General features: G+C 72.3%; 15 protein-coding genes. 8 read left to right on the forward strand and 7 right to left on the reverse strand.

Annotated features, from left to right (window positions below; translation table 11 throughout):
- Positions 1-12: 12 nt before the first annotated feature.
- Entirely contained in the window at positions 13-1,356 is a 1,344-nt protein-coding gene (aspS, locus tag DEI82_RS11445; protein WP_111036824.1) for an aspartate--tRNA(Asn) ligase, read from the forward strand.
- Positions 1,357-1,443: 87 nt separating this feature from the next.
- Here aspS and DEI82_RS16240 read toward each other — a convergent pair whose 3' ends face one another.
- The 6 genes from DEI82_RS16240 to proC all read right to left on the reverse strand — a co-directional run bounded on the left by DEI82_RS16240 (position 1,444) and on the right by proC (position 4,013).
- The gene (locus tag DEI82_RS16240; RefSeq protein ID WP_181434852.1) at positions 1,444-1,737 is read right to left on the reverse strand and encodes a Dabb family protein; all 294 of its coding nucleotides are present in this window, start codon (positions 1,735-1,737) and stop codon (positions 1,444-1,446) included.
- Entirely contained in the window at positions 1,734-1,988 is a 255-nt protein-coding gene (locus tag DEI82_RS16245) for a glutaredoxin family protein (RefSeq protein WP_111009414.1), read from the reverse strand. The genes DEI82_RS16240 and DEI82_RS16245 overlap by 4 nt, the downstream gene beginning before the upstream one ends.
- Positions 1,989-2,068: 80 nt before the next feature.
- Positions 2,069-2,167 carry a 30S ribosomal protein bS22 gene (locus DEI82_RS11460; protein ID WP_003792170.1) on the reverse strand — a complete coding sequence of 33 codons (99 nt, stop codon included), beginning with the start codon at positions 2,165-2,167 and terminating at the stop codon, positions 2,069-2,071.
- A 110-nt stretch (positions 2,168-2,277) separates the two neighbouring features.
- On the reverse strand, positions 2,278-2,472 hold the full coding sequence (locus tag DEI82_RS11465; RefSeq protein WP_111009413.1) for a helix-turn-helix domain-containing protein: 195 nt from the start codon (positions 2,470-2,472) through the stop codon (positions 2,278-2,280).
- A 120-nt stretch (positions 2,473-2,592) separates the two neighbouring features.
- The gene (locus DEI82_RS16615; RefSeq protein WP_111009412.1) at positions 2,593-3,111 is read right to left on the reverse strand and encodes a helix-turn-helix transcriptional regulator; all 519 of its coding nucleotides are present in this window, start codon (positions 3,109-3,111) and stop codon (positions 2,593-2,595) included.
- A gap of 71 nt (positions 3,112-3,182) precedes the next feature.
- Positions 3,183-4,013 carry a pyrroline-5-carboxylate reductase gene (gene proC, locus DEI82_RS11475; RefSeq protein WP_111036825.1) on the reverse strand — a complete coding sequence of 277 codons (831 nt, stop codon included), beginning with the start codon at positions 4,011-4,013 and terminating at the stop codon, positions 3,183-3,185.
- A 55-nt stretch (positions 4,014-4,068) separates the two neighbouring features.
- Here proC and DEI82_RS11480 point away from each other — a divergent pair, with 55 nt between their 5' ends.
- Together DEI82_RS11480 and DEI82_RS11485 are read left to right on the forward strand one after the other, a co-directional pair.
- Positions 4,069-5,025 carry a cation diffusion facilitator family transporter gene (locus DEI82_RS11480; protein ID WP_111036826.1) on the forward strand — a complete coding sequence of 319 codons (957 nt, stop codon included), beginning with the start codon at positions 4,069-4,071 and terminating at the stop codon, positions 5,023-5,025.
- Between the two features lie 93 nt (positions 5,026-5,118).
- Positions 5,119-5,496 (forward strand): hypothetical protein, encoded by a 378-nt coding sequence (locus DEI82_RS11485; protein ID WP_111013558.1) that lies wholly within the window; start codon positions 5,119-5,121, stop codon positions 5,494-5,496.
- 24 nt (positions 5,497-5,520) lie between these two features.
- On the opposite strand, the gene DEI82_RS11490 is transcribed toward DEI82_RS11485, so the two are convergent.
- On the reverse strand, positions 5,521-5,952 hold the full coding sequence (locus DEI82_RS11490) for a nucleoside deaminase (protein ID WP_111009606.1): 432 nt from the start codon (positions 5,950-5,952) through the stop codon (positions 5,521-5,523).
- 161 nt (positions 5,953-6,113) lie between these two features.
- Between DEI82_RS11490 and upp the strand changes: the two genes are divergently transcribed.
- The 5 genes from upp (at position 6,114) to DEI82_RS11515 (ending at position 11,971) form a co-directional block, all read left to right on the forward strand.
- Positions 6,114-6,749 (forward strand): uracil phosphoribosyltransferase, encoded by a 636-nt coding sequence (gene upp / locus DEI82_RS11495; protein WP_111009408.1) that lies wholly within the window; start codon positions 6,114-6,116, stop codon positions 6,747-6,749.
- Positions 6,750-7,464: 715 nt separating this feature from the next.
- Positions 7,465-8,301 carry a winged helix-turn-helix domain-containing protein gene (locus tag DEI82_RS11500; RefSeq protein ID WP_111036827.1) on the forward strand — a complete coding sequence of 279 codons (837 nt, stop codon included), beginning with the start codon at positions 7,465-7,467 and terminating at the stop codon, positions 8,299-8,301.
- Positions 8,302-8,577: 276 nt separating this feature from the next.
- Positions 8,578-9,108, forward strand: coding sequence for a MarR family winged helix-turn-helix transcriptional regulator (locus tag DEI82_RS11505; RefSeq protein WP_309146556.1), 531 nt, complete (start codon positions 8,578-8,580; stop codon positions 9,106-9,108).
- Entirely contained in the window at positions 9,105-10,454 is a 1,350-nt protein-coding gene (locus DEI82_RS11510; protein ID WP_111036828.1) for a deoxyribodipyrimidine photo-lyase, read from the forward strand. The genes DEI82_RS11505 and DEI82_RS11510 overlap by 4 nt, the downstream gene beginning before the upstream one ends.
- Entirely contained in the window at positions 10,451-11,971 is a 1,521-nt protein-coding gene (locus DEI82_RS11515) for a serine hydrolase (RefSeq protein WP_181435192.1), read from the forward strand. Before DEI82_RS11510 ends, DEI82_RS11515 begins: the two co-directional genes overlap by 4 nt.
- The last annotated feature ends 42 nt before the right edge of the window (positions 11,972-12,013 follow it).

Raw genomic sequence — 12,013 nt, forward strand, 5'->3', positions numbered from 1 at the left:
GACTCGACCCCCGTGATCGAACGCACCCGCATCGCCGACCTCGCCGCACTCCCCGACGGTCCCGTGACCGTTGGCGGATGGGTCGAGACCGTCCGTGACCAGAAGAAGGTGCAGTTCGTCGTACTGCGCGACGAGACGGGCGCCGTCCAGCTCGTCAATCCCGCCGTCCGCGCCGTCGACGACGACGCCGACGACAGCGCACGTGCGGCGCTGACCACGACCGAGACGATCTCCGGGCTCGCGCACGGGACCTTCCTGGTGGCCCAGGGCACCCTCAAGCACGACGAGCGCGTCAAGCTCGGTGGCATCGAGGTCAAGATCGACCGCCTCGACGTCGTGACCGCCGCGCTCCCCGAGACGCCGATCGCCGATGACTCCTCGCTCGACAAGCGCCTCGACTGGCGGTTCCTCGACCTCCGGAACCGCAAACAGAACCTCGTGTTCCGGATCCAGACGACCCTCGAGCACGCGTTCCGGACCTACTGGGTCGAGCGCGACTTCATCGAGATCCACACGCCGAAGCTCATGGCGTCTGCGTCCGAGTCCCGCGCCGAGCTGTTCGAGCTGCCGTACTTCGACACGACGGCGTACCTGGCGCAGAGCCCGCAGAACTTCAAGCAGATGGCGCAGCCAGCCGGATTCGGCGCGGTGTTCGAGATCGCGGACGCGTTCCGGGCCGACCCGTCGTTCACCTCCCGGCACGCGACGGAGTTCACCAGCGTCGACGCCGAGATGAGTTGGGTCGAGTCCCACGAGGACGTCATGGCCATGCACGAGGAGCTCCTCGTCGCCGGCATCACCGCCGTGCAGGCCAAGTACGGCGTGGAGATCAGCGAGGTCTTCGGCTTCGAGCTCCAGGTCCCCACCGCGCCGTTCCCGCGCATCCCGCTCGCCGAGGCCCGCCGGATCGTCGCGGAGGGCGGCTACGATATCCCCCGCGCCGACGGCGACCTCGACCCCGAGGGCGAGCGCCGGATCTCGGCGTACGCCAAGGAGCAGTTCGGCTCGGACTTCGTGTTCGTCACCGACTACGACGCCACGATCCGGCCGTACTACCACATGCGTCACGAGGACGACCCGACGCTCACGAAGAGCTACGACCTCATCTACAACGGTACCGAGATCTCCACGGGCGCCCAGCGCGAGCACCGCGTCGACGTCCTGACGCAGCAGGCGGTCGAGAAGGGCCTGGACCCCGCCGAGCTCGAGTGGTACCTCGACTTCTTCCGCTACGGCGTCCCCCCGCACGGTGGCTTCGGCATGGGCCTGGCCCGGGTGCTCATGCTCATGCTCGGCCAGTCGTCGATCCGCGAGGTCACGTACCTGTTCCGCGGTCCCACCCGCCTGCTCCCGTAGCGGTTCCCGACCGCACGACAGGAGGCGCTGCTCCCCACCGGGGCAGCGCCTCCCGCGTGTGCGGCAGCGACGGCCGGGAGGCGCGGCTCAGGCCTCCCAGTCGATGGCGGTCCGCCCCGTGACCATTCCGCGGACGGTGTCGGCGGCGGCCTGGTGCTCGGGGTGGACCTGGTAGGCCTCGAGCCCGGCGAGGTCGTCGAACGTGGCGACCACCGCGACGTCCGCGTTGCTGCCGGGGTACGCCACGTTGTCGACCACGCGGATGGAGCGGATCGACGGCACGACGCCGTCGAGGCCTTCGAGCACGGCGCGGATGTGGGCGATCGCCTCGTGACGGACGACGTCGTCGCGCAAGCGCCAGGCGACGACGTGGTGGATCACGCGCGGGCCTCGGCCGCGGCGAGCGCACGCTCGAACCGCTCGGCGTCGACGCGCCAGGTGCTGTGGACCCGGCCGTCGACGATGACCACGGGGATGTCCTCCGCGTACTCCTCGCGCAGGGCGTCGTCCTGGAGGATGTCCCGCTCCTCGAACACGACGTCGGGGTGGGCGTCGAGCACGGAGCGGACGATCGGACGGGCGTCGTCGCACAGGTGGCATCCGGGCTTGGTCAGGAGCGTCACGGTGGGCACCCGTCCAGCGTAGTGCGGAGACGACGAAGCCCCGGCCGGTGATCGGTCGGGGCTCTCGTGGTGAGCAGGTCCGGTAGGACCTACTTCTTGTTGCGACGCTGGTGGCGCGTCTTGCGCAGCAGCTTGCGGTGCTTCTTCTTCGCCATGCGCTTGCGGCGCTTCTTGATGACAGAACCCATACGGCCCTCCTACGGCTGATGTGGACACCGGGTCGGAGACCGCGGAAAAATACCTCGTGCGACATTACCGGAGCCGACCGGTGTTGTCGAACGGCGTGGGCGTGGCGCGCTCAACCGACGTCGGCGACACCACCGCGGAGCATCTCCGCGACGGCGGACTCCGGGACCCGGAACGACCGGCCGAAGCGGATGGCGGGGAGCTCCCCCGCGTGCACCATGCGGTAGACCGTCATCTTCGAGACGCGCATCATCTCGGCGACCTCAGCGACCGTGAGGAACCGCACGTCGTCGAAGTTGCCGGCCATGCTCTGCCTTCAGGAGGGGCCCGGCGCCTCCGGACCATGGTGTGACCTGCGTGGTCTCTGGCAACCATAGGGGCGGCCGTGGCGCGGTGTCCAGCCCGCCCGCTGCCCCGGGAACGGGGGTCAGTCGTCGTCCTCGCCGGCACGCCGCTGGAGCCGACGCCGCACCGGGTCGACCACGCGCTCCCAGCCCGTCTGCGCCCCCGAGATCGCCGTCGTGGCGCGGAAGGACGCCTCGGCCATCACCCGTCCGAGTTCGGTGCCGACGTCCACCCGAGACCGTCCCGCGGCGCCGCGGCGCACCGACACGGGGCGGCCGTCGGGAGTCCACGCCGTGGTCGCCGGGACCTCCTCGGCAGCGACGACACCGGTGAACGGTGCGAGCCATTCCTCGACGCCGACGAGGGGCTCCGGGTCGAGGCGGTAGTAGCGGTGCTGGCCCTCGTCGCGCGTGCGCACCAGGCCGGCGTCGCGGAGCACCCGGAGGTGTTTCGACACCGTCGGTTGACTGATCCCGAGGCGCGTGACGAGCGCACCCACGCTGAGTTCGCCGACGGACCCGGCCGCGCCGTACTCCTCGAGCAGGGTTGCGAGCAGTCGGCGCCGCGTGGGGTCCGCGATCACGCCGAAGATGTCGGGCATGCGCTCAGGGTAACGGGGCGCGCGCGGCGAGGGCCATCCGGACGCCCTCGGGGTGCCCCAGGGCGCGTGCGTCAGAGCGCGGCGAGCTCCGCGGCTCGGGCGATGGCGGCATCGGCGGCACGGCGGAGGGTCCCCTCGAGGTCCGCGTCCTCGAGGACCGCGATCGCCCGCTCGGTCGTGCCCTTCGGACTCGTCACCGCGCGCCGGAGGGCCTCGGGGCCGTCGTCCGACGTGGCGAGGAGCTCGACCGCGCCGCGGAGCGTGCCCTCGACCATGACCCGCGCCTGCTCGCGGTCGAACCCGAGCGACTCGGCCGCACGCCGCCACTGTTCGACGAGCAGGAACACGTAGGCGGGCCCGGACCCGGACACCGCGCTGAGGGCGTCGAGCTGGGCCTCGGGGACCTCGAGCACATCGCCCGAGACCGCGAAGAGGGACGAAGCGAGCGCGACCGCCGTCGCGTCGGCGCGACTGCCCCCGCTGACCCCGGTGACACCGCGGCCGACGCGCACGGGGGTGTTCGGCAGCGCCCGGACGACCCGCACGCCCTCCGGCACCAGGGACTCCATCGTCACACTCGTCACCCCGACGGCGACACTCACCACCACCGCGTCCGGCTCGAGGTCGGCCCGCACCTCGCGTAGCAGGTCGGCGACGAGGAACGGCTTGACCCCGACGACGACGAGCCCCGCCCCGCGCACGGCGCGCCGGTTCGCCTCCGGGTCGGTCTCCACGGCGACGGCGTCGAGGCCCCGGACGCGGAGCGCCTCGGCGGACGGCTCCGACCGGTTGGTGACGGCGAAGCGATCCGCGGGGACGCCTGCGGCGACCAGGCCGTCCAGGACCGCTCCCGACATGGATCCGACGCCGAGCATCGCGGTACGTGGCAGATCGAGGACCATCCGGCCATCCTAGGATCTGACCGACCGCACAGGAACGAGAGCAGGGCTGGGCACCATGAGCGCATCCGGAGGCAACAGGGCGATCGTCGCGGCCCTCGGCGCGAACGTCGGCATCGCCGTGGTCAAGTTCATCGCGGCCGCGATCAGCGGATCGGCGTCGATGCTCGCCGAGGGCGTCCACTCCCTCGCCGACTCGGTCAACCAGGTCCTGCTCATCATCGGCGGCCGACGGTCGAAGCGGGCGGCGGACGAGGAACACCCGTTCGGCTACGGCCGCGAACGGTACGTGTACGCCTTCGTCGTGTCGATCATCCTGTTCTCGATCGGCGGCGTGTTCTCGCTGTACGAGGGCATCGAGAAGCTCGAGCACCCGCACCCCCTGGAGACCTGGTGGCTCCCGCTGGCGGTGCTCGCGATCTCCATCCTGCTCGAGGGCTTCTCGCTCCGCACGGCGTTGCGGGAGGCCCGGTCCGACCGCGGGGACCAGTCCCTGGTGCAGTACATCCGTCGGGCCAAGGCACCCGAACTCCCGGTCGTCATGCTCGAGGACACGGCGGCGCTCACCGGGCTCGTGTTCGCGTTCCTCGGCGTCGGTCTGACGGCGCTCACCGGCAACGGCGTCTTCGACGCGATCGGCACGATCCTCATCGCCCTCCTGCTCGTCGCCGTCGCGGTCGTGCTCGGTGTCGAGACGAAGAGCCTCCTGCTCGGCGAGGGGGCGACGCCCGCGGACCTGCAGGCGATCAAGCGGGCGATCCTCGACGGCCCGGAGGTCGACTCGATCATCCACATGAAGACCCTGTACCTCGGCCCGGACGAGCTCATGGTGGCGGCGAAGGTCGCGGTGGACGGGGACCGTCGCCTGGGGGACGTCGCGGCGGGCATCGACGCCCTGGAGGCCCGGGTCCGGTCCGTCGTGCCCGTCGCCCGGGTCATCTACATCGAGCCCGACGTCCGGCACGACGCCCCGCGGCCGCCGACCGAGGCGATCATCATCCGCGCGGCCGACTGACGCGTCCTCCCCCGGTCGGGAGGCCGAGCGACCGTCCACAGGGAAGGCACGCCTTCGTGGCGGAGCCGGCCGGGCCTCCGCCACGATCGGAGCATGTCCGTGTTGCAGAACGTGTTCCTGGCTCTCCACTTCATCGGTCTCGCCGCCGTGATCGGCGCCTTCCTCGCGCAGGTCCGGCGCAAGGAGCACATCGAGACCCAATGGCTCGTCATCGGCCTCGTGACGCAGCTCGTGACCGGTCTGGCACTCATGGGCATCATCGACGCGACCACCCACGGCGGGTCGAACCACGTCAAGCTCGGGGTCAAGCTCGTCATCGCGCTGATCGCCCTCACGACGGCGTTCGTGGCGCGGTCGCGGCAGCGCCGGGCCGACGCGGGGACGGCCGGACCGAAGGCGGCGCTGCCGTTCTTCCACACGACCGGAGCGCTGGCGATCGTCAACGTGCTCATCGCCGTGTTCTGGCACTGAGGCGCGTCCGGCCGTCGAGCGGCCTCAGCGTCTCGCGGCGAAGAACGTGTCGAGCATCGCGGCACAGGGCTGTTCGAGCACACCGCCGACGACCTCGGCCCGGTGTGGGAGTCGTCGATCGCGCGCGATGTCGTAGACGCTGCCCGACGCACCCGCCTTCGGATCCCACGCGCCGAACACGATCCGGGGTACCCGAGCGGCGAGCACGGCGCCGGCGCACATCGGGCACGGCTCGAGCGTGACGACGAGGGTGTGCTGCTCGAGGTGCCAGTCCCCCGTGCGTGCCGCGGCGGCGCGGAGTGCGAGCACCTCGGCGTGCGCGGTCGGATCCTGTCGGGCCTCCCGTTCGTTGCGCCCCGTGGCGACCACCGCACCGGTCGCGTCGAGCACGACCGCGCCGACCGGGACGTCCCCCGTCGCGAGACACGCGCGGGCCTCGTCGAGCGCCCGTTCCATCGCGGCCACCCACGGCCGGGCCGCCGGGTGCTCGCCCCGGTCCGCTCCGCCGCCGATGCCCGAGGGTCCGGGGCCGACCGGCCCGGGTCCGTGCTGCCGGTGCTCCACTCGCCCTCCTCGTCCGCCGCGGTGGCGCCTCCGTGGCCGGTACCCTTGAGCGTATGCGAGTCCACGTCGCCGACCACCCGCTCATCACGCACAAGTTGTCGGTGCTCCGCGACCGCACGACGCCCGCACCGACGTTCCGCGCTCTGACCGAGGAGCTCGTGACGCTCCTCGCGTACGAGGCGACGCGCAACGTGCGAGTGACCGCGACCGCGATCGAGACCCCCGTCGCGAACACCGTCGGCGTCGCCATCGCCAAGCCGCGTCCGCTCGTCGTGCCGATCCTCCGAGCGGGCCTCGGGATGCTCGAGGGCATGGTCAAGCTCGTGCCGACGGCCGAGGTCGGGTTCCTCGGCATGGCGCGCAACGAGGAGACCCTCGAGCCCCAGACGTACGCCGAGCGCCTGCCCGAGGACCTGTCGAACCGGCAGTGCTTCGTCCTCGACCCGATGCTCGCGACCGGTGGCTCCCTGACGGCCGCGATCGAGTTCCTGTTCGACCGGGGCGCCGTGGACGTCACCGCCGTCTGCATCCTCGCCGCGCCCGAAGGGCTCGCCGCGGTCGAAGAGGCCACCGCGGGCAAGGACGTCACGATCGTCCTCGGTGCCCTCGACGAGCGACTCGACGACCGCGGGTACATCGTGCCCGGACTCGGCGACGCGGGCGACCGGTTGTACGGACTCGCCGAGTAGCCCCTTCCACCGCCCTCGCAGGCTCGGTCGACGCTGGCGTCGCGCGGCGCTGGCGCGCCGCCTCAGCTCCAGCGCGCGGACTCGCCGAGTAGCCCCTTCCACCGCCCTCGCAGGCTCGGTCGACGCTGGCGTCGCGCGGCGCTGGCGCGCCGCCTCAGCTCCAGCGCGCGGACTCGCCGAGTAGCCCCTTCCACCGCCCTCGCAGGCTCGGTCGACGCTGGCGTCGCGCGGCGCTGGCGCGCCGCCTCAGCTCCAGCGCGCGGACTCGCCGAGTAGCCCCTTCCACCGCCCTCGCAGGCTCGGTCGGCGCTGGCGTCGCGCGGGCGCACGTCCGCACGTCCGCCGGGACAGTTGACAGCCCCCTGGTATACCGCCGATACTCGCCCCATGACTGTTTCCTCGTCCACCCGCGTCCTCATCGAGGTCCAGGGGACTGCCGGCATGATGATGCCGGGCATGGCGGTCATGTGTTGTCGAATGTGTGCCTGACCGGCACCCGTTCCAGCCGGACCCACCCCGACGGCGACCCCGTCCTGTGTGCGGTCCCCGGGATCCGGCGCCGACGACCATCGTGATCGTCGACGCGGAGGCACCCGCTCCCCTCGGTCCGTCCCGCCCTCGAACCCCCTCGCCGGGGTCCGGGCAGCGCGGCCGCCGCGACCGAGGACGCATTCGACGCACCGGCGCTCCGAGCGCCACAGCCAGGAGGACTCCCATGTCACTCACCATCGATCGCCCGCGACACACCACCGCCGACACCGCGCTCGCCAGCGCTGCCGCGCCGACCCATGCCGGGCCGGCTCTCCCCGCGGCCCAGCACGCCCGCGCTGCTGCGCCCGTGCGTACCCCCGCTGCCGGCACCGCCCTGCCCGCCCGTGCCGCACGGCCTGCGCCCGCTGCCGAGGACGTCCCGACGAGTCCCGTCGTCGCTCCCGCCCGGAGCCGCGCCCTGCCCGAGGGCACGGAGGCACGCGGATTCGCCCTCTACGTCGGGATCGACGAGGCGAAGGCGGCTGCGGCCGGCACCTCGCTCGCGGCCATCGTCGAGCAGCTCAAGGCCCTGACGGCCCAACTCGCCCCCGCCGCCGAGACCTACGCGGCGGTCGCGGTGGCGGCCGAGGGCTCCGGGGGCCGCGACGTCGAGGTCGTGCGCCTCGCGCTGCAGGACCGATCCGCGGTCGCGGCGCGGAAGCAGACCTCGCCCGCGGAGCCCGAGGAGACCGGCGTCGTGATCGACATCTCGCGCAAGCGGGTCGTGCTCGACGGCGAGACCGCACCGCTGACCTACAAGGAATTCGAGCTCCTCCAGTTCCTGGTGCTCCGCGAGGGCCGGACGGTCGACCGCCAGGCGATCATCGAGGGACTCTGGGCGGACGGCGAGGACGAGACGCCGAACGAGCGGACCATCGACGTGCACGTCCGACGCCTCCGCTCGAAGCTCGGTGCCTTCGAGGAGATCGTGCGGACGGTCCGGGGTGTCGGCTACCGGTTCGACCGGCACGCGGACGTCGCCGTGCGGTACGCCTCCACGCCGTCCCCCGACCTCTTCTGACGGCCGCGGGGGCTCCCGGCGTCGGCATCGGGCGCTCTGGGTGAACTCGCAGTGAAACAACGATCCGGTACCTACCGCTCGTTACCACCTCGTTATATTCTGACGGAGCAGTCGCTGTTTGCTGTGGCAGCGGTTGCGGAATGTGATTGCAGGACACTCTTGGGTGCAAGGGAGGAGGGCGGCCACCACGCCTCTGGTGGCCGCCCTTCGTCGTGTCCGAGCCGGTCGGGCGTCCGACCCCGTCGATACAGTTGGCGGAGGTCGGAAGGAGCCGCAGTGAGTGACACATCGAAGGCCGTCGCCGCGTGGGAGGCCCTGTTCCGCGCGCAGGTCACCGTGATGCGCAACCTCAACACCGCGTTCCCGTCGTCCGACATCTCGTTCAACGAGTACGACGTCTGCTACAACCTGTCCAAGCAGCCCGGACGGCGCCTCCGGATGCGGGACCTGACCGGCCAGCTCCTGCTGACCCAGCCGAGCATCAGCCGCCTCGTCGAACGACTGGCGGCCCGCGGCGTCGTCGAGAAACTCCCCGATCCGACGGACGCCCGCGGTGTGATCGTCGCGTTGACGACACACGGCTTCGACCTCTACCGCACCGTGGCGAAGCAACACGCCGCCACCATCGCCGAGCAGGTCGGCGCCGGACTCGACGACGACGAGCTGGGCGAGCTCGAACACCTGTGCACGAAGCTGCGCACGGCCGCCGCTGCCGCCACCGATGGCACCACGGCGCACCCGGCGCTCCGCGCGAACCCGGACCCGTCGGCCTCCGATCTGGCCTCCGACACCGTGCCGAGCGTGTGAGCGGCGCGCTCGTCTGGCTGCGGGACGACCTGCGCCTCCACGACAACCCCGCCCTGCACGCCGCCGTCACGGCCGGCGGCCCGGTCACCGTGGCGTACGTCCTCGACGACCAGTCGGAAGGCCTCCGTCCGTTCGGTGGCGCCGCGCGCTGGTGGCTGCACGGGTCGCTCGCCGCGCTCGACGCCGACCTCCGGGCCCGCGGGAACCGCCTCGTCCTGCGCCGGGGTGCCGCGGCCACCGTGATCGACGAGCTCGTGCGCGACACCGCGGCGGACACGGTCCTCTGGAACCGTCGGTACGGCGCCGCGGAACGCGCGATCGACACGGGGATCAAGCAGTCGCTCATCGACCGCGGTCACGTCGTGCACAGCGCGGCGGCGGCGCTGCTCTGGGAGCCGTGGACGCTCGCCACCGGCCAGGGCCAGCCCTACCGGGTGTTCTCGCCGTTCTGGCGGGCGGCGCAGGCGATGCCGACACCCCGCGAACCGCTCCCGCGGCCCGTGACGGTGCCGGCCGGGCCGTCTGTGGCGAGCGACGCCCTCGACGACTGGGGTCTGCTGCCGACCCGACCGGACTGGGCCGGCGGCCTGCGCGCGACCTGGACCCCCGGCGAGGCCGGAGCCGCGGCCCGGTTGCGGCACTTCCTCGAGCACGGTCTCGAGGACTACGACCAGCGTGACCAGCCGTCGGCCGACGCCGCGAGCGGACTGAGCCCGCACATCCGCTGGGGCGAGATCAGCCCGTACCAGCTCTGGCACCGTCTGCACGGCGAGCTCACGCCCGCGCAGCGTCGCCAGGCGCCGTCGTTCCTCCGACAGCTGGCCTGGCGCGAGTTCAACTGGCACGAGCTGTACCACGAGCCGGACATGGCCACCGTGAACGTCCGCCCCGAGTTCGACGCCTTCCCGTGGCGCTCCGCGTCGTCGGACGAGCTCGACCGCTGGCGGTACGGCCGCACCGGCATCGACCTCGTGGACGCCGGCATGCGGGAGCTCTGGCACACCGGCGCGATGCACAACCGCGTCCGCCTGGTCGTCGGGAGTTTCCTCGTCAAGAACCTGCTCGTCGACTGGCGCGTCGGCGAGCAGTGGTTCTGGGACACCCTCGTCGACGCCGACTCCGCGAACAACGCCGGCAACTGGCAGTGGGTGGCCGGTTCCGGGTTCGACGCCGCCCCCTTCTTCCGCGTCTTCAACCCGCAGCTCCAGGCGGACAAGTTCGATCCCCACCGGAGCTACATCCGGCAGTGGATCCCGGCGGACGAGGTCCGGCCGGAACCGATGGTCGACCTCAAGTCGAGCCGCGCCCGAGCCCTCGACGCCTACCAGCAGATGCGGGCCGTGTGACCAGCGCATCCTCGTCGGACGCCGCTCCCGACAACGCCGCCTCCGCCAGGGCTCCACGACCCGCGGACCGACTCCCCGCGGACGTCCTGAGCCGCATCGACGACCTGTTCCGGCAGCGTGTGGAGCGCGGTGTCGCGCCGAGTAGCGCGTGGGGCGTGTTCGACCGCCAGGGCCTCGTCGCCAGTGGCGGCCACGGGGACCGCGGTGACGGACGAGCTCCCGACCAGGACACGGCGTACCGGATCGCCTCGTGCACGAAGAGCGTCACCGCCGCGGCCCTGCTGCTCCTCACCGAACGGGGCCTGCTCGACCTCGACGACCCGGTGACCGCGTTCGTGCCCGCATTCGCGTCGGTCGCACTGCCCCGCCCGGACGCCCCCGTCCCGACGCTGCGGATGCTGCTGACGATGTCCGCCGGCTTCCCGACCGACGACCCCTGGGCCGACCGGCAGGAGTCCCTGTCCGACGACGCGTTCGACGGCGTGCTCCGCGGCGGCCTGCTCTTCGACCGGGTGCCGGGAACGGGCTTCGCCTACTCGAACCTCGGTTACGCACTGCTCGGCCGTGTCGTGGCGCGGGTGAGCGGTCGGCCGTACCAGCGCTTCGCGACCGAGGAGCTGCTCGACCCGCTCGGGCTCACCCGGACGGCGTTCACCGCGCCCGACGGGGCCGCGCTCGCCTCCGGGTACCGCTCGGGCCCGGACGGCTGGGAACGGCTGCCGTTCACCGGCCCGGGTGCGTTCTCGAGCATCGGCGGTCTGTTCTCGACGGTCACGGACCTCGCGGCGTGGGCGCGGTTCCTGGCCGCCGCGTTCGACGGCATCGGCGTCGGGACGACCGGGGCGGCGGCGGCGTGGTCCGGGTCGGCGCCACTGTCGGCAGCCGACCGTCGTGCCATGCAGCAGGCGTCACGGACGATCCCGGGCGGGACGGGCCTCCCGGGTCTGCGGGATCGCCCTGCCGGGTACGGCTTCGGGCTGTTCGTCGAACAGGACCCGGTCGTCGGGACGATCGTGTCGCACTCGGGCGGCTACCCGGGCTTCTCCGCACACATGCGATGGAGCACGGCCGACGGCGTCGGCGTGGTCGCGTTCGAGAACGCGACCGGGGCTCGGGTGCCGATGGCCGCGACGGAGGCGCACGACCTCCTGCTGTCCGCACGACCCGCACCCCCTGCGGACCCGGTGCTCGACGTGACGCGACGCGCGCAGGCGGCCGTGACGCGCCTCCTGGCCGACGGGTTCCCCGACGACCTCGCCGACGCGGTGTGCACACCGAACGTCGCGATGGACGTGCCCTACGAACGCCGCCGTGCAGCCGTCCGGGAGGCCCTGTCCGCGTCCGGCGCGGACCTCGCGGCCCGCCCCGTGCGCGAGGAGACGCGGTCACCCACGCACCTGGTGTGGTGGCACCCGGGGAGCACCGGTCTGCTGCGGGTCGAGATCCGTCTCGCTCCGATCGCGGCCGGACTCGTGCAGACGCTCACGGTCCGGGTGGAGGACGCACCTCCGGTCTGACCGGCTGCGGACGCCTGTGGAACGTGCACGGGCACACGACCA

Source organism: Curtobacterium sp. MCBD17_019 (assembly GCF_003234555.1).
In the GTDB taxonomy this organism is placed as follows: domain Bacteria; phylum Actinomycetota; class Actinomycetes; order Actinomycetales; family Microbacteriaceae; genus Curtobacterium.